Genomic DNA, 16278 nt, shown 5'->3' with positions numbered 1-16278 from the left:
GTTGTCGATCGCCTTGGGTGACGATGTCAGGTACGTGGATTGACGTTAGCAAGTTCGCGCGGAGTGCCTTCGCGATTTTTCGGCTATCAACCGGATCGGTTTTGCTGGACGCGTCTTTATCGGATGTTGGAATATCGGCAGCGTTTACGACAAGGCATTCAAATCCGAAAGCTTTGAGCTCCCTGTAAATCCAGTAGCCAAGTTTGGTGGCTTCGTAAGCACAGATGACCGCAGCGCCAGGGAAGTTTCGATCAAGGTATGCTTTCAATGCCTCCGGCGAAGGCGGTTGCGTGAATGTACGATGATGTGCCGCGTCAGTGAAGATGCTGACACTCCACTGCTTCTTATGCACGTCAATACCGACATACAATTTGAATAGATGTTGAGAAAGTGTTTCCATATCTCCGGTGTTTTGAACAAATTTACGAACGCACAAACGGAGCCGGGATGATTACATGGGAACTATAATCCATAGCGCTGATAAGGAGGATATTTTTTTATTTTTGCTCAGCGCCACGGCTTATACATAAACGTTTGTAGAGCATTTACTAAATGGCACAGCAAGAATTTAAAACTAAATGGGCGAGTGAGTTGCCTCCTTGGGGAGCGTTTGACGACTATGTAATTCTTGAGTCATCAATTACGCATGATAAATTTATTACTCGACCTGAAGAGTTCAACTTTATGATGGATAATTTATTCGCTAAATGGCAAGAGAAAAAAATCGAATACATACAGGTTTTAAAAGACTGGAATGAATGCCTTGGAGCTTGGAGTGTCGAAGCAAGTCTCACTGTAATTGAGGATTTGCCAAATTTTATTGACACAATTAAATTGATAGACGGTGTTGACAATGGAGAAGCATATGGGATATTGGAAAATCGGGACCTCAAACGCTTGATGGAATTCTTAATTCATCACCAGGACGAAAGAATTTCAATTCGAGAGGAGTAAAACGCTCTACAATCGAGTAGACGGCCCCGCCACTAAATAGCAGCGAGGTTCGCCTCTCACACCATCCCGAGTACTCGGGACGGTTCATTAAGTTGTGGAGATACTTTTTCGTAATACGAAAGTAAAGATTCGTAACCGCATTTTGCTAGTCGTTCTACGATCGTCGCCCCTACTAATAACAGATTGTTGGTTACTGACCTTGTGAAGTTGTGCTCACTTATCCTTTACTATCAGCTCACCAACTCGCCAGTGAGAGACTTTCACCCTCTGGAATATTAAAGGTTTCTTCCATACCTTGCGCATGCTGGGCGCACACAAAAGCTATAAGTCATGGCGGCACGGTTGATGTTTAATTTTTATATTTCGGTGTGCCTTATAGCTAGACGTTGTACGCAAGGCGTTTGGACAAATCGATCAATACATAAATGACTGACAAGGAGAAACAAAATCAAGACACTTGGAACATTGTATTAATGGCAACATATTTTTTCGTTCCGTTTTATGGACTTCGTATTGCTGCCGAGAATTATTTAATGGAGGAGGACTTAGGAATGGGTTATAGTATGCTATTTGGACTTATTGGAGGCATTGCAGTTACAATCTATCTGACTGTTCTTGCAAAGAAGTCAATGAAAATAAGACTAATTGGACTTGGCGTTATCCTATTATTAGTGACCTTGGTGAATGTATTGACGAATTGACGTGTGACTAATGCCCAGTCCACAATCGAGTAGACGGCCCCGCCACTAAATAGCAGCGAGGTTCGCCTCTCACACCACTGTACGTACGCGCCTCTTATACAGCGGTTCACTAAGTTGTGGAGATACTTTTTCGTAATACGAAAGTAAAGATTCTTAACCGAGTTTTGCTCGTCGCTCTGCCGTAATCGTTGTTCCAGTATCAGACTTTGAGCCACTGCTCAGCCTCCATTTTTGTTCTGCTCGCGCATGACCTTGCCCCTTCCACGGATTTCTAACCGAATCAGATTATTTATTTTTCGTTCACGAACGCATATAAATCATAACAGGCAGAGTTTGATGATTAATTATTAATTTGGTGTGCCTGCACGCTTTACATCCAAGCGTTAACGCTCATACCTATGAGACAGTGTTTAGTCATATTGATTTTTTTGATAGTGTCCGATGTCCTTGGACAGACTCCGTTAAACAGACACAATCGTTTGACAAAGGACGAATTTACTGAGCTGAGAAAAAGTAAGGACCAGTTTTTACCGACCGATATAAAAAATGACACGCTAGTGATTGTCAAATATAGCCCATCTCATTTAGGACAACTTCAAACAAAAGCACGAAACACTGAATTTGCTTCGAATGGAGAAGACACGACCGGTTATACGGACGAGAAATTGTTGGGGCCTAAGCAAGCTGAGCGTGGACGACTAGCAATGAAAAAGATGTCAGGCAACTTCCCTGCTGACCAAGCTAAAGCATTTAAGAAAAAAGGAATAATGTCAATTATTGTTGACGAAGCCGCACTAATGACCACCGATAAGTATCAGAACAAGTACTGGCTGACGACGGTGTATTTGTGCGATCAAGATGGGTTTAAAGGACCCTGGGTCACAACAATAACGAACAGAATCTATGACCCTCGGACGGGAAAGTATTTCGAGACATTTCTTCCGATGAACTATGAGCTAATAGACTTGGTGGACTAAGTCCGCGCACGAACAACAGCCCCCATGACGAGTTTACATTTTCTATTCTCCGGATGCATATTAACGTTCATTTTCCAGCCAATGCAGTGTTCGAAGCAAATGAACGATCTGAGAGAATTAATTCTAATTTGCCGACGGAAAAGCCTATTACATAGCATTATTGGTTTCAACATCATGCAGGACTGGAAAGAAATAAAAGACGAAAAAGATATTGAGACGTTACTCGACTTATACGGTCACTTCCACGACGGCTGTTTGAGAGAGGTTCACATCGTGACCAGAGAATCTATTACAAAGGAACTTTCAATGACTTTTGACGGGCACCTGACTGCGACATTATTGTTTCAAAGACAGTACAAAAACCCGACTGTTATTGAGTTAAGGTTTGACAACGTTGAAAAATTAAACTTTAATCCGCCCGCCTCACAATTCAACTCAATAATCTATGACGTCACATTTAAGAAGGTCGACAATTTGTTTTATTGGGCGAGTGAAGATAATTGGGAGATTGGCGACAATGACGCAGTTTGGATCTCGGGCGAAAGCGTTTTTTGGAGAGAACGACCGGAACTAATTGGACAAGTAAACAGATTAAATGACGAGTAGAAATTAAATCTGCACACTACAGCCATAAATCATGCCGACGCTCGGATTTATTATATTAGCAGTGCCACAATGCGCAAACTCAAACGTTGAGACTCATTTAAAAAAACACCTTTCAAACGAGATGGTCAACAAAGAATTCATAGCGGAAATCAACATTAGATTAGAAACATTGGCCATTCTTAATTCATTTATAGATGACGGAAAAACCTATTACATCGCATTATTGAACAAAGAAGAAAATGACATTACCCTGACTTTACGAAAACATTTTAATGTTAAGCGTTGGACTTTCGATTTGAAAGAAAATCCGACAGATTGGAATGTAGTTTTAAAGGATGAATTGTTAAGCTATTTCGGGCAATACATTTTGCAAGCAAAACAACCGTACATTAAAAATGAATATGAAGGAAAACGAAATGATGAATTTGACGACATTTCAAGACGAATAATACTCGAAAGTCAAACAAATTGCGAGTTCCTATTAGACACTTTTTTAATCAGCATAAAAAAGATCATTGGTGATCGTTATATCTTCTATAAAATGAAAGTCAATTGGAATACCCCTAAAGGATATGAAGTGTGGTATGAGTGCTATGAAAATGATTATCTGTTTGATCTAGGTGAACAAGTATTGTTTCTACATTTTGGAGGAAGTGACTGATTAAAAAAAGTGACGTTTAGAGAATGGCACTTTGACACTGCTATCAAGCCGGTCTGAAAGAATTCTTATAAAATCGACAGAACATGAAGACACATTCAACAAACTATTTTGACACTTTTATAGAAGTTGCCGAAGATACAAAAGCAGACTCGGGTACAAAGCCTCCAAGTAAGGAAACGAAGACCGTCGCAGAGATGCAGTATGAGTTGATTGCAAAAAATCCTTATAAGTACACGTCTGATGATGTCTTATTTCAAGTTTATGCGAACAGAAATGACCTGACTAAAGCCGAGTACAAACAAGCAAGAATAGATTTTTTCTCAAAAGGACAACCCTGTTTTCGCGCATCACCCTTAACAAAAACCTATGGATTTGGCATTCACAGTAATGGTGAAGGAAAAATTGCACTCTTCGGAATGGAAACAACCGCGTATCAAAAGTTTTTAGACGACAAAAAAGTAAAAAAAGTTAAAGCTATGAGAACAAGTAAGTGAAGCATAGTTGAAACAATTAAAGCGTCATTGCGTTGGCTTGATACAACTGCCGACGATTCGAAGTGAGCACTCCAACCGTTGTCCTTATAAAAATTAATACATGAATAGAACAATCGTCTTCAAAATACTTCTTCTTATCAGCTTACGTACGCAAGCTCAAGTCAGAAAAGAACTCTTCGCGTTTGACTTTGAAGGTGTCGTACTGCATGGTGTACTGAATATTCCGGAAAACAAGGATTCGAAAGGGGTCGTACTCATTGTACATGGTTCCGGCCAGACAAATGCCGTGGAACAAGAGTGGTATGATGATGTTCGGAAGACAATTGCTGATGCCGGGTACACCACCTACATGTGGGATAAGATGGGATGTGGCAAAAGCGGTGGTACCTTCAATTATAATCAGTCCGTTGAAAATAGTGCATCAGAAGTTATTGCCGCGATCAATAGCCTCAAGCAAAAACGAGTACCTGGTTTCAACAAAATCGGACTGTGGGGAATTAGCAGAGCGGGCTGGATCAATCCAATAGTGATAAACCGATATAAAGACATTGCCTTCTGGATTTCTGTCAGTGGTGTCGACGATAAGGAGAACTTCAAATATTTGTTGCAAGAGAATTTACGAATCAATGGACATCCAAAAGATTCTGTCGACTTAATAGTTGGTGAATGGTTGGCCGGCACAAAGATTTGTCATTCGGGAGGCAGCTTTGAAACTTATCGACGCGCGACGACGAACCTTAGCAAAAACAAATTTTGGTTACGATTTACCAACGGCGGCATCACCGCAGACGCTTACGATGATTATCAAAAGATTTTCATGAAAGAAGAACTCGATACAAGAACGGGATTGCAAGTATATATTAAAGATTTTGAATCTTATTTATCTAACATACGCTGTCCTGTCTTGGCTTTGTTTGGAGAAAATGATATGAATGTTGATTGGAAGAAAACTAAGTTGCTGTACGAAAAGACCATGGCCTCCAAGACCAACCTGACTATAACGTCATTTGCGCATTGCAACCATAATTTGTTCAAAGCGCCAACGGGAGGTTTTTACGAGATTGAAGACAATAATCTACCTTGGACGAGATGTGATGGTTTCTTGGATAGTTTGTCCGAGTGGATACATGAAAGAGAATAACCACGCAGTTCATGCTAACAAAACATTTTAAGATGAAAAATAGAGTATTCTTTCTGCTGTTAACTCTTCTTGCTCTTGTAATCGCGTGCTCACCATCGACAAACAACCCTCAAGATAATTTTTCATTTCAGGTTAATGATGTATTCGAACTCTCTTCCGGGCAACTTGTGTTGAGTGGGCAGATTAAAAGTGGCGAAATCAAGAAAAGCGAAAAACTTAAAATAACCATCGATAACAATGCCACAACCGTGACAATCGAGAATATGGAAGTTTTCGCAAAGCCAAGTCAAACCGACGTTGGATATAAAGACGATTATGCCGCCTTTACGATTTCTGGATTATCGAAAAGTCAGATCACAAAAGGCATGATAATCACAAAATAGAAGTTTGAAGCATCGCGCGAATTTGCCTATTGGCAATACGCTTTCTATACAAGCATAGCCTCACGCTGAACCTTCGATTCAAAATTCAACGAACTAAAGAATGAAATACCAAAAAATCTTGCCATCAAAAAACATTCAGGGTATCGTTGATTTCTTTTGGGACTTTGAAGGAGACTTTTCAACCTCCGATATTTATCATCATTCGACCACGGCTTCAATCAACCCAAAGCTCGCGTTTCAATATCGGCGTGGTATGAAAATCGTTGACGGAGAGAACAGCAAGGAGTTGTTTACAAGTGGGTTTCAATGTCAGACGAAATCATTCTACAACATCTCCGCTAGCCAAAAAACTGGCGTATTTGGTATTTGCTTCAAGCCTTACGCCATTTCATTACTTTTCAATATTCCAGCATGGATACTCACCAACCAGAATATCGAAATATCAACACTGTTGGGACGTGAGGGCGAAATACTTGAAGACAAGATGTTAGCTTGCCCACACACCGATGCGCGGATAAAACTTATTACAGGCTTCATTGAAGACAAACTAAAAAAAGCAGACAACAGACAAGACAATGTCGTATTCTCGATCGATCAAATCTTAGCGCACAAAGGAAACATCAACATACCAGCATTGGCCGAAGAACATTTTCTATCACAAAGACAGTTTGAGCGACGATTTAAAGACTTGGCTGGTTTTAGTCCAAAGACGTTTGCCAGAATTGTTCGTTTCGAAGACTGCCTCACCAAAACCTATAACACAAAATACTCTCTTACAGAGATCTCGCTTTTATCCGGGTATTATGACCAATCTCACATGATCAAAGATTTCAAAGAATTTACCGGTAGTATTCCTCGCGACATTCCATTCGACGCCAACGCCATATTCGTCTAAACTTTGTCGAATTTTTACAATTTTCAATCCATCGTCTTCAACAGTTTTGCTCGCTGTAAAGATGGTCGCGGATAGATTCACTTTCATTTGCACATCCATTGTTGCCATGAACTTGTGACTGACTACTCTTCCATTTTTTAATAACACAACTATCAACCAACGCAAGCATTAAGATGGAAAGTCAACGCATCTCGGTATCTGCAACAATACACGCAGATAAAAAAACAATTTGGAACTATTATACAGATCCTGTGCACATTGTGCATTGGAATTTTGCAGATCCGTCGTGGCATTGCCCGGCGGCAACGAACGACATTCAAGTAGGCGGAAAATTCTCAGCAAGAATGGAAGCCAAAGACGGTAGCTTTGGGTTCACGTTTGAAGGCGTTTATATCGAGGTAGAAAAAAGTGAAAGACTTGTTTACACGATGACAGATGGAAGAAAGGCAACCATTACTTTCACCGGTTCGCATCTTGACACAACGATAACAATAACATTCGACGCAGAACTTGAGAACCCAGTCGATATGCAACGAGACGGTTGGCAAGCAATCCTCAACAACTTTAAAACATACGTTGAAGCTAACCGTAGCGCCATTTAAAGAACCAGTTCACTCATTACAATCTATCAACATGAAAATCTTAATCACTTGGTGCGTGGCATTATGCGCCAGTACATTATTATCTATTCCTTCATTAAGCCAACAAACGCAAGCTTTCAAAAGTGGATACGTGAATGTTAACGGTTTAAAAATGTATTATGAAACACATGGTCAAGGTGAACCGATGATCTTATTACATGGTGCATACCAGAGTATAGACAAAATGTTTCGCAATGTGATTGCCAAATACGCCGGAAGTAGACAAGTAATTGCGTTCGAATTTCAGGGGCATGGACGAACTGCGGACATTGACCGAGACATTACCTATGAAAACCTCGCGACGGATGCATACCACCTTCTTGAACACCTTAAGATAGACAGCGCGGATGTCTTTGCCTTTAGCATGGGCTCGAATGTAGGAATTCAATTGGCGATACAGCATCCGGAGAAAGTAAAAAAAATGGTTCTGATCTCGGGCGCATATAGCCATGAAGGATACCAACCCTCATACACAGCAATCGTACCGAGCTTAACGCCTAGTATGTTTGAAGGCTCGACGTTTAAAAAAGAATATGATAGCCTCTCTCCTCGCCCAGACAAATTTCCGGTGCTGGTAGCGCGGATGAAGAAGTTGGACCTCGCTCCTTTCAATTGGGAGAAAGCATACGTTAAAATAAAAAATCCGATGTTTCTTATATACGCAGATAACGATGTCGTTACGCTCTCACACGTGAACGATATGGTAACAAAAGTTGGCGGTAACGTCATGGGCGACATGGATCCATGGCCTCGTGTTCGATTAGCTGTGGTACCCAACTGCTCTCATGTCGGATTGATGACTCGATTCAAGTCTATTTATCCAATGATCGACGAGTTTCTGCAGCAAGGGAAGCGTTGATCAAATTACGAAGTCTAGTACACGAAAATGCTCAGTGGTAAGTAGGTATTATCAGAACCAATTTGATGATTAATTAGTAATTTGCTGAAGACGAATCGCATCAAGCTGAATACTGCGTGATGCGTTAAACTGATTCACTACCAAACACGCAAATAAAAAATGTCGGTCTATGCAATTGGAGATATCCATGGAAGTATCGAAGCATTAAGAACGATTTTTAACCAAGGGCTCATTAAGCGTGACGATAAAATAATCTTTCTCGGCGACTATGTAGACAAAGGTTCTAACAGCAACGACGTTATTGAGTGGCTGCTTACCCATCGTAAATTATTTGACTTTGAATTTATTCTCGGGAACCACGAAATCATGATGAATACTGCTAGAAGGTCTCCTGAACGACTTTTAGAATGGCTATATTTCGTGGGTGCAAGTACTTTAGATTCATATCAGATAGGCGATGACAAAAATTGGGCAGATAAAATACCTAAATCCCATTGGGCATTTATCGATTCTTGTAAACACTATATAGAGATTGGAAAATTCATTTTCGTTCACGCCGGACTTGAAAGCGGTAAAACACTAAACGATCAGGACCAGGATCATCTCTTTTGGAAGAAATTTGAAGAGCCCGAAGCGTATTCGTCTGAAAGAATTGTAGTCTGTGGTCACACTTCACGAAAAGACGGTGAGATTGCAAATTTTGGACACACGATTTGCATCGATACCTATGCACATGGCGGCATGTGGCTGACTTGTCTGAATGTTGAGTCCGGAGAATTTATAAAAGCAAATAATAAACGTGAAACTGTAATAGGAAATTTGAATATTCAACACGCACCATCCAGCAACAATTTCATATAGCTACTACACACATATGATTAAGCCTATTCTTTCAATCATTGTATTCTGTTTCATAGTGCGTTCGGTAAATTCACAAACTAGCGATAAAGGCGTAGGGCTGGACGTATTAACTTACACCGTAAACCTTGACGTTGACATTGAGAACAAATCTATTCAAGGTGATGTAGTCATTGCTTTTGAATTGGAACCGAAGATTACTAAAGTGATTTTCAATTCAGGTAGTTTAAAAATCACCAACGTTTTTGGAGCCACGGTGACGAACTATGAAGCACGTGATCAAAAATTAATTATAACATTAGCGAAGAGAACCACAAGCGCAGGTCAGGTGCAGATATTTTATAATGGCAAACCCAGCAATGGTCTCGTGTTCCCTGCACCGGGTCAAGCGCACACAGTTTACTTTACGAGTGAATGGATGATCTGCAATGACACACCTTCGGATAAGGCGAAGTGTGCGTTAAACTTAACGGTACCCGCAGCGAAAACATGTGTTGCAAGTGGTACGTTTGTCAATAAAAAAATGACCGCCGACAAAGTTTTATATTCTTGGAATCAAGATTATGAAACACCGCCTTACACCTATGGTTTTGCGATCGGCACGTTCAATACATTCGAAGAGAAACACGGTGCGGTTGTATTGCAACATTATTCCGACAATTATACGCCACGCGAATTAGAAACAATCTTCCAGAAGACAGGTGACATGATTGATTTTTTCGAACAACGATCCGGAATCCGTTACGTTCAAAATTCCTATTCACAAATTCTTATCGGAAATCATTATCAAGAGATGTCGGGGTTCGCCGTATTGCGAGACTCCTATGGTAAGATGGTACTACAAGACAGTACAGAAACAAGCCTCATTTCGCATGAACTTGCCCATCAATGGTGGGGCAATTCGATCACGTGTGCAAGTTGGAATCACTTTTGGCTCAATGAGGGATTCGCTACGTTCATGTCGGCGGCGTACAACGAGCATCGCTTCGGCAAGCAAAAATACACCGCAGACATAGATTCTTATTTCAAAGTTTACAAGACAATCAAGGATAGTGGGAAGGACAAATCATTGGTATTCACGGATTGGTCACGTGCAACAAAAGATGATCGAAATCTCGTTTACTTCAAAGGCGCGTATGCACTCCATTTGCTTAGAATAGAATTAGGAGAACAACATTTCTGGGAAGGGATCAAACGATACAGTCAAAAGTATTTTGGAAAATCAGTGGATACTTTTGAATTTCAAAAAACCATGGAAGAGACCTCCGGCCGAAGTCTACAAGTATTCTTTGAAAAATGGGTATATCTGAAACGAACACAACACTAATACTTTATTGGGCAATGTGAAGAAATCCTTACTTCTTACTTCTTACTCCTTACTCCCTACTTCTTACTACTTCCCTCTTCCTTAAACGCCAACAGCGGCACCTTGCTATGGAACGCCATCCGCCGCGTGATACTTTTATCAAACAGCCTCTCGTAGAAATTCGGCTTGTGCGTAAACATCACCAATAGGTCAGCTTTGTTGATGCGAATGTAATCGGCAATGGCATCATCAATACTTGCATCGGCTAAGACCATCGTCACAATTTTATCATAGCCTGCGCGAGCAACCGCTTTCTCCATCTTCTCATCAACCTCAGCAAATGACTCCCCATTGGTAACGACGTGAACGATGTGTATGGTGGAATCAAAAATGGTAGCGTAAGGAATGAGTTGTTTCAGCTCTTTCTTAATGTTTCGCATATCGCACGCATAAACAATATTGTGCAGCCCTTTGAACTCGGCTTCCGCGGGCACGGCTAATACAGGAATGTGGCTATCGCCAATCATAGCTGTGGTGTTGCTGCCCATTACCACTTTCTTCAATCCACTTGCACCTTGCGTTCCCATGACAATCAAGCCTGTATGTAATTTCTTTGCTTCGCGCAGGAGTGTTTCACTGAAAGGTGATCCGATAGCGACATCGTATTGAACGGGCGCCGCGAATCGAACATATTTCACTACAGGTTTTAACGATTCAATCATTTCTTCCTGTGTCCGGCGGAGTAGACCTTCCTCCTCTTGCTTCAGCTGGCGTTGGTACGCGCTGCGAACGGGAACAACAATCGTGACGACGTGAATTAAGGTTAGGTTTGCCTCAAGCCTATTGGCCATCTTCACGGCATAATTCGCGGCTACTTTCGAAACGTCTGACAGATCTGTTGGGACAAGAATATTAACCATGTAAAAATGTTTCCTTCAAGATACATTCTTCAACTTGTTTTTCGGCACTACTTAAATCTTTATTTTCACGCCGATCATTAACCTTTTTTCATGATAAAGACTTTTGCAAGTGACAATTACGCTGGCGCGCATCCCGACGTGATGCAGGCAATCATCAACGCAAATGTAGGCCATGCAGCAGCCTATGGCGCTGATGATTATACGACCAGCGCAATCAATAAATTCAAAGCGCTGCTCGGCGACGATATTGAAGTCCATTTTGCTTACAACGGCACCGGTGCAAACGTGCTAGGGCTCGCATCCCTCACCAACGCTTACAACTCCATCATCTGCTCGGACTTGGCCCATATCAACGTTGATGAATCCACGGCGCCTGAAAAATTCACGGGATGTAAGCTTGTTACCGTTCCGACAAAAAATGGTAAGATTTACCCAGAACAAATTGAAGAGAAAATAATCCGTATCGACGACCAGCATCATCCGCAGGTAAAAGTTATTTCGATTTCGCAGTCGACGGAGTACGGTACAGTCTACACGATCGACGAGATCAAAGCCATTAGCGCTGTAGCGAAGAAAAACAATCTATATCTTCATATGGATGGTTCGCGTATCGCGAATGCTGCGGTAAGTCTGCAAGCAGAAATCAAAGCGATCACGCGTGATGCAGGAGTAGATGTACTTTCCTTCGGCGGAACAAAAAACGGTATGCTCTTCGGGGAAGCTGTTGTGTTCTTCAATACTTCCGTAGCAAAAAACTTCAAGTACATCCGAAAACAAAGTATGCAACTTCACTCGAAGATGCGTTTCATCAGTGCTCAGTTCGATGCATTGTTAACAAACAACTTGTGGAAGAAGAATGCTACGCATGCAAACAAGATGGCGCAAATTCTTAAACGTCGATTACAAGAAATTCCTGGCGTAACCATCACCCAATCTGTCGACGCGAATGGGATCTTCGCATTACTTCCGCCAGCCATCATCGCCAAACTTCAAGCCGTACATTATTTCTATGTTTGGAATGAAAAAACTTCCGAAGTGCGATTGATGTGCGCATTCGATACCACGGAAGAACAGGTGAATGCTTTTGCAGATGTAGCGTTAAAGTTGGCTACGCAGGATACTGGCCTGTAGACATCTGCTACAAGCAACGCTATACGCAAAACTGATTAACCAGAAACCGGCTAACAAGGCACTGGCCAACCAGAAACTGACTAACCAGAAACTGGCCAACCGGAAACCGGCTAACCAGAAACTGATTAACCAGAAACCGGCTAACAGGAAACTAACTAGCTGCAAAACGGACACTCCACCAAGTAAAATCGTACAGTTCGCGCCATCGAACATGCATTTCATGTCAGTTTTAGGAGAAATTCATCGTGGCATGATTTGTATGTATTAAGGGCAAACAAAAAATCCTTGCTATGAAAAAAGTTATGATTATCCTTGGCGTGTTCTGCGCTGTCGCCGTTGCTGTGTTCGTTATCCGAAAGAAATCAGATCAAAATATCAGCATCTCTATTGCAGAATCGCGCGATGCAATAGCGCTCACGGTATCGTACCCGGAAGAGAAATCGGCGATGGTACACGACTATATAAGAGAACAAATGAAAGCAGATTTGCCCGACCTAATCGACGCTTTTGTAAATCATCCACGCACAACGGAAGAACCACTACAATTTGAACTCACCTCAAGCGACGGCGATCTGAAAATCGTGATGGACAAAAACGAAAATAGTTCTGCTGCGTGCCGACATCTTAAACAAGTGGGTAATGAGATCGGCGCTATTGTGAGTCGGTAAAAAACGAATCCCGATAGTCAAGTTTCGGAATTCGTTTTTCAGTTTTAAGATTACAACTTTGCAAGCCGAATACTAACGGAGTCATTTTTAAATGTACCCGTAAGCTGCACTTCCCCTTTCCCGAGTTGCTGTAACACACCTTGGAATTGTCTGTCGATTGCCGACGGAGGATAATGCCACTTCGTTGACATAGAACCTTTCGTTTCTTCCAATGCATATGTCCCATACATGCGGCGTTTTTGCCCATTAAATTCAAACACACATTCATTGGCGATATCAAAGTACACGAGTGTGAGCAAGCTGTCCGTACAGGTTTGTGCGATGCCTTCCGTACCATTGACAATCATATTTTTTACGGCGTACTTTCCGGTGAGTGTAGGATGCTTATCGGGCGAACCAAACAGTGCTATCAAAAAAAGCGGAATGATTAGCACCGACAATCGTGCTGCTTCCTTAACCGAACGCGGCATTTGTAGCGACGTTTCCGCTGAGCGAAATCTTAAAAAGAAATCCACGAGCCGCTGATAATCGAGTGCGAGTAGATATACAATACCCAGGAACAAGATTAGCGCATGAAGCATTACGCCCGGATCTAGCTCATAGAAGTAATCGATCAATATGATATTTAGCATCACCGGGAAAAGTACCACAACCCCCAACAGTCGCGTTCGATTAAACAATAGCAACAGTGATCCAGCGATCTGCGATAATGCGATGACGCAGGCAAATCCATAAGAGCGCCCGAAATAACTCCACGTAAGCCACTGGCGTGAAAAACTACTGAAGGGTTCATCCAACATTGCCAATGGTGCGGTGAACTGCAGATGAAATATTTTTTGGAAACCGAACATGATGAGGTCGAAGGCGATACCGTAGCAAATGGCACCCACCCAAAAGGCAAAGACTTGCTCCGATGCTACACGCGTTTTCTTTTCTCGCGCATGCCAGATGACCGCGTGGAGTAGTGCGCCGACTGCCATGGCTACAGAAATTCCGATGACGATGGGCACGGGGATAAAGGCGCCTAAAAATCGATCGCCGACCCGTAAAAAGGTTTCGCCACACACCAATCCGGCCATGAGACAAATCAATAGTTTTTGAATTAAGGATTTTGGTTTCATCACTTTAGCATTTACGTAATGCTCAAAAGTGACTTGAATCTGCGTCGTTTTCGTTCAGCTTTATCCATCTGAACATCATTTTGAACGTTTTACGCAGCTTTTTCCGTGTCAGGCTTTGCTGACGTCATAAATTCAGAAGGTGAAACGCCCGTGAGTTTTTTAAACGTAGTATTGAACGTCGACTTAGACCGGAATCCACACTCATAGGCAATCCCTAAAATATTCAGGTGCTTATGATTTGGTGATGTCAGCAACACCTTTGCCTCCTCGATGCGATATCGGTTGATAAATTGAAAGAAGTTTTCGCCAAATCCTTCGTTAATCAAATATGAAAGATCATGTGTTGACCATTGAAGTCGTGCCGCCAGTTGGGGCAATCCTAAATTCGGATCAAGGTATAGCTTCTCAGATTCAACGGTCTGCACGAGTTGTTGTTTTGCCACGCCTAGCCGTTCCGTTGTGAAGCGCTGAACACGGGGAGCCTTATCATTCCCTTCAATAAGATTTTGAATGTCGGCGACGGCTTGTGGCTGATAAGGATAAACTTCTTGTTGGCGAAGTGAAAAGTATGCCAGGTAAAAGGTAAGCGCGAGGTATCCAAAATGAGTAAACGGAACCAGTGCCGGTATCCAAAGCAAAACATCATTTAACGACAACACTAATACGGCACCAAGACCCAGCAGAAAATAGCGAAGCCACGAAAGCGAGATGGATTCTATTGTCGACGCAAATAGTTGAACGTTTTTAAAATGTCGCCGAAGACTTACATACGAGAGCACCCAATACACGATCATCTGAACTTTGAGCGCCACAAATATGCCGAAGCCGATGCCACGACGTAGTTCTAACGATAATGTGTAGTACCAGGAGAATAGTCTGGATTCATTTAATCCTATGACGATCGCCAAAACAAACAGGATGAATAGCGCGGCAGGAACAAAATGCAGATAGTCGGGCCGTTGAAACTTACGTTCAGGTGTTGTGAAGTAACATACGCTGAAGTACAATGCTGGGGCCATCGCGAAACGTGTCACTTCAAGATATCCCGCCAACATGGGATAAGCTCTGTATACCTGCAGATCATACAACGCATGGTCGAGCATAATGCACGCGAACGAAAACAGAAATAAGGCTAGCCAAAAGTTAGCTGACACGTTGACTTTGCGCGGTGTTGCAAGCGTGGCAAGAAGCAAAAGAAATAAGCTCCCGGAGGTGATGGCGTAGACGATGGTTGATTGCATGAAGATGCTTCAAAAGGGCAAGTTACTAGTTGAGAGATCAAATTTAAATAGTTGCGAGCTGCAAGTTTCAAGCTGCAAGTTTCAAGCTGTCGAGTTTCGAGCTGCGAGTTTCGAGCTGCGAGTTGCGAGCTGCGAGCTACGAGAAAAAAGGAAATGGTCATGATGGTTAGTATCGATTCAATGTGGCGTAAATTTGTAAAGCCCCACGCGCAGCGCGATAAGTGGAAACAAAAAAGACCACTGTTATATGGTCTTTCAATTATAGTTCGGTCGTGCTCGTAGCACTCACCTTTTCAAAAACTTGTATGTACCGCGGAAGTTTAGTTTTTCATCGCGTACGGCAATGAGGTAATACCCTGTCGCGAGGTCTTTTACTTTGACACGGAGTTCGTGCTCATCAACGATGTCGGTCTCTACAGCGACTTGGTTACCGATAATATTATGTAACGTCAATTTCACATCGGCAGAATTTAATCTATCGACACGAATGTGCACAAATTCAATTGCAGGATTTGGAAATAGTTGAACGCTCTTGGCCAGATCAACAGTTTCTGACTGAGTTTCTTGAGGCGTCGTCCGATCTTGCGCAAAGAGTTCGAAGCACAAGAGGATCGCGATCACGGCAGCAGTAAAATTTCTCAATAATCTCATGTTAGTGTTTCAAATACTTCTTCAACGTCAAATATTAAACCAAAGTTGGCGTTATAGGTTGCCAATTGTT

20 protein-coding genes are annotated in these 16278 nt (G+C 42.1%); 15 read left to right on the top strand and 5 right to left on the bottom strand.

The window, feature by feature from the left end; all coding sequences use genetic code 11:
* On the bottom strand, positions 1 to 400 hold a 400-nt coding region (locus tag DQQ10_RS14335), incomplete at its 3' end, for an IS110 family transposase (protein WP_165823932.1).
* Between the two features lie 152 nt (positions 401 to 552).
* Between DQQ10_RS14335 and DQQ10_RS14330 the strand changes: the two genes are divergently transcribed.
* From DQQ10_RS14330 to DQQ10_RS14270, 13 genes are all read left to right on the top strand, one after another.
* The gene (locus DQQ10_RS14330) at positions 553 to 954 is read left to right on the top strand and encodes a hypothetical protein (protein ID WP_112747556.1); all 402 of its coding nucleotides are present in this window, start codon (positions 553 to 555) and stop codon (positions 952 to 954) included.
* 425 nt (positions 955 to 1379) lie between these two features.
* Positions 1380 to 1655 carry a hypothetical protein gene (locus DQQ10_RS14325; RefSeq protein ID WP_112747555.1) on the top strand — a complete coding sequence of 92 codons (276 nt, stop codon included), beginning with the start codon at positions 1380 to 1382 and terminating at the stop codon, positions 1653 to 1655.
* Positions 1656 to 2134: 479 nt separating this feature from the next.
* Entirely contained in the window at positions 2135 to 2632 is a 498-nt protein-coding gene (locus DQQ10_RS14320) for a hypothetical protein (RefSeq protein WP_133259655.1), read from the top strand.
* A 174-nt stretch (positions 2633 to 2806) separates the two neighbouring features.
* Positions 2807 to 3238: a hypothetical protein gene (locus tag DQQ10_RS14315; RefSeq protein WP_133259654.1), complete on the top strand. Its 432-nt coding sequence runs from the start codon at positions 2807 to 2809 to the stop codon at positions 3236 to 3238.
* A gap of 121 nt (positions 3239 to 3359) precedes the next feature.
* On the top strand, positions 3360 to 3899 hold the full coding sequence (locus DQQ10_RS14310; RefSeq protein WP_112747552.1) for a hypothetical protein: 540 nt from the start codon (positions 3360 to 3362) through the stop codon (positions 3897 to 3899).
* Between the two features lie 83 nt (positions 3900 to 3982).
* Complete coding sequence (locus DQQ10_RS14305) at positions 3983 to 4393, top strand: DUF6157 family protein (RefSeq protein WP_112747551.1); 411 nt, start codon at positions 3983 to 3985, stop codon at positions 4391 to 4393.
* A 100-nt stretch (positions 4394 to 4493) separates the two neighbouring features.
* Positions 4494 to 5534, top strand: coding sequence for an alpha/beta hydrolase family protein (locus DQQ10_RS14300; protein WP_112747550.1), 1041 nt, complete (start codon positions 4494 to 4496; stop codon positions 5532 to 5534).
* A 32-nt stretch (positions 5535 to 5566) separates the two neighbouring features.
* Complete coding sequence (locus DQQ10_RS14295) at positions 5567 to 5917, top strand: hypothetical protein (protein WP_112747549.1); 351 nt, start codon at positions 5567 to 5569, stop codon at positions 5915 to 5917.
* Positions 5918 to 6017: 100 nt separating this feature from the next.
* Positions 6018 to 6812: a helix-turn-helix domain-containing protein gene (locus DQQ10_RS14290; protein WP_112747548.1), complete on the top strand. Its 795-nt coding sequence runs from the start codon at positions 6018 to 6020 to the stop codon at positions 6810 to 6812.
* 173 nt (positions 6813 to 6985) lie between these two features.
* Complete coding sequence (locus DQQ10_RS14285) at positions 6986 to 7414, top strand: SRPBCC family protein (RefSeq protein WP_112747547.1); 429 nt, start codon at positions 6986 to 6988, stop codon at positions 7412 to 7414.
* A 31-nt stretch (positions 7415 to 7445) separates the two neighbouring features.
* Complete coding sequence (locus DQQ10_RS14280; RefSeq protein WP_112747546.1) at positions 7446 to 8312, top strand: alpha/beta fold hydrolase; 867 nt, start codon at positions 7446 to 7448, stop codon at positions 8310 to 8312.
* 159 nt (positions 8313 to 8471) lie between these two features.
* The gene (locus DQQ10_RS14275; RefSeq protein ID WP_112747545.1) at positions 8472 to 9173 is read left to right on the top strand and encodes a metallophosphoesterase family protein; all 702 of its coding nucleotides are present in this window, start codon (positions 8472 to 8474) and stop codon (positions 9171 to 9173) included.
* Between the two features lie 13 nt (positions 9174 to 9186).
* Positions 9187 to 10497: a M1 family aminopeptidase gene (locus tag DQQ10_RS14270; RefSeq protein WP_112747544.1), complete on the top strand. Its 1311-nt coding sequence runs from the start codon at positions 9187 to 9189 to the stop codon at positions 10495 to 10497.
* Positions 10498 to 10553: 56 nt separating this feature from the next.
* Here DQQ10_RS14270 and DQQ10_RS14265 read toward each other — a convergent pair whose 3' ends face one another.
* Entirely contained in the window at positions 10554 to 11396 is an 843-nt protein-coding gene (locus DQQ10_RS14265; protein WP_112747543.1) for a universal stress protein, read from the bottom strand.
* A gap of 90 nt (positions 11397 to 11486) precedes the next feature.
* On the opposite strand from DQQ10_RS14265, the gene DQQ10_RS14260 reads away from it, so the two are divergent.
* Positions 11487 to 12527 (top strand): threonine aldolase family protein, encoded by a 1041-nt coding sequence (locus DQQ10_RS14260; protein WP_112747542.1) that lies wholly within the window; start codon positions 11487 to 11489, stop codon positions 12525 to 12527.
* A gap of 290 nt (positions 12528 to 12817) precedes the next feature.
* Complete coding sequence (locus DQQ10_RS14255; RefSeq protein ID WP_112747541.1) at positions 12818 to 13195, top strand: hypothetical protein; 378 nt, start codon at positions 12818 to 12820, stop codon at positions 13193 to 13195.
* Between the two features lie 50 nt (positions 13196 to 13245).
* Here DQQ10_RS14255 and DQQ10_RS14250 read toward each other — a convergent pair whose 3' ends face one another.
* From DQQ10_RS14250 to DQQ10_RS14240, 3 genes are all read right to left on the bottom strand, one after another.
* On the bottom strand, positions 13246 to 14316 hold the full coding sequence (locus tag DQQ10_RS14250) for a hypothetical protein (RefSeq protein WP_133259653.1): 1071 nt from the start codon (positions 14314 to 14316) through the stop codon (positions 13246 to 13248).
* Positions 14317 to 14405: 89 nt separating this feature from the next.
* On the bottom strand, positions 14406 to 15557 hold the full coding sequence (locus tag DQQ10_RS14245; RefSeq protein ID WP_112747539.1) for a helix-turn-helix domain-containing protein: 1152 nt from the start codon (positions 15555 to 15557) through the stop codon (positions 14406 to 14408).
* Positions 15558 to 15842: 285 nt separating this feature from the next.
* A complete protein-coding gene (locus DQQ10_RS14240) occupies positions 15843 to 16208 on the bottom strand; it encodes a T9SS type A sorting domain-containing protein (protein WP_112747538.1) in 366 nt (121 codons plus the stop codon).
* Positions 16209 to 16278 lie beyond the last annotated feature (70 nt).

Origin of the sequence: Pseudochryseolinea flava (assembly GCF_003286915.1) — a bacterium.
GTDB lineage: Bacteria > Bacteroidota > Bacteroidia > Cytophagales > Cyclobacteriaceae > Ohtaekwangia > Ohtaekwangia flava.
This window is presented reverse-complemented; position numbering and strand designations above follow the sequence as displayed.

Excerpts from the sequence above, each read along its gene's own strand:
- DQQ10_RS14330 (WP_112747556.1), top strand. The coding sequence starts at position 553 with ATGGCACAGCAAGAATTTAAAACTAAATGGGCGAGTGAGTTGCCTCCT.
- DQQ10_RS14255 (WP_112747541.1), top strand. The coding sequence starts at position 12,818 with ATGAAAAAAGTTATGATTATCCTTGGCGTGTTCTGCGCTGTCGCCGTT.
- DQQ10_RS14295 (WP_112747549.1), top strand. The coding sequence starts at position 5,567 with ATGAAAAATAGAGTATTCTTTCTGCTGTTAACTCTTCTTGCTCTTGTA.
- DQQ10_RS14290 (WP_112747548.1), top strand. The coding sequence starts at position 6,018 with ATGAAATACCAAAAAATCTTGCCATCAAAAAACATTCAGGGTATCGTT.
- DQQ10_RS14240 (WP_112747538.1), bottom strand. The coding sequence starts at position 16,208 with ATGAGATTATTGAGAAATTTTACTGCTGCCGTGATCGCGATCCTCTTG.
- DQQ10_RS14260 (WP_112747542.1), top strand. The coding sequence starts at position 11,487 with ATGATAAAGACTTTTGCAAGTGACAATTACGCTGGCGCGCATCCCGAC.
- DQQ10_RS14310 (WP_112747552.1), top strand. The coding sequence starts at position 3,360 with ATGGTCAACAAAGAATTCATAGCGGAAATCAACATTAGATTAGAAACA.
- DQQ10_RS14250 (WP_133259653.1), bottom strand. The coding sequence starts at position 14,316 with ATGAAACCAAAATCCTTAATTCAAAAACTATTGATTTGTCTCATGGCC.
- DQQ10_RS14270 (WP_112747544.1), top strand. The coding sequence starts at position 9,187 with ATGATTAAGCCTATTCTTTCAATCATTGTATTCTGTTTCATAGTGCGT.
- DQQ10_RS14280 (WP_112747546.1), top strand. The coding sequence starts at position 7,446 with ATGAAAATCTTAATCACTTGGTGCGTGGCATTATGCGCCAGTACATTA.
- DQQ10_RS14245 (WP_112747539.1), bottom strand. The coding sequence starts at position 15,557 with ATGCAATCAACCATCGTCTACGCCATCACCTCCGGGAGCTTATTTCTT.
- DQQ10_RS14325 (WP_112747555.1), top strand. The coding sequence starts at position 1,380 with ATGACTGACAAGGAGAAACAAAATCAAGACACTTGGAACATTGTATTA.
- DQQ10_RS14275 (WP_112747545.1), top strand. The coding sequence starts at position 8,472 with ATGTCGGTCTATGCAATTGGAGATATCCATGGAAGTATCGAAGCATTA.
- DQQ10_RS14315 (WP_133259654.1), top strand. The coding sequence starts at position 2,807 with ATGCAGGACTGGAAAGAAATAAAAGACGAAAAAGATATTGAGACGTTA.
- DQQ10_RS14305 (WP_112747551.1), top strand. The coding sequence starts at position 3,983 with ATGAAGACACATTCAACAAACTATTTTGACACTTTTATAGAAGTTGCC.
- DQQ10_RS14300 (WP_112747550.1), top strand. The coding sequence starts at position 4,494 with ATGAATAGAACAATCGTCTTCAAAATACTTCTTCTTATCAGCTTACGT.
- DQQ10_RS14285 (WP_112747547.1), top strand. The coding sequence starts at position 6,986 with ATGGAAAGTCAACGCATCTCGGTATCTGCAACAATACACGCAGATAAA.
- DQQ10_RS14265 (WP_112747543.1), bottom strand. The coding sequence starts at position 11,396 with ATGGTTAATATTCTTGTCCCAACAGATCTGTCAGACGTTTCGAAAGTA.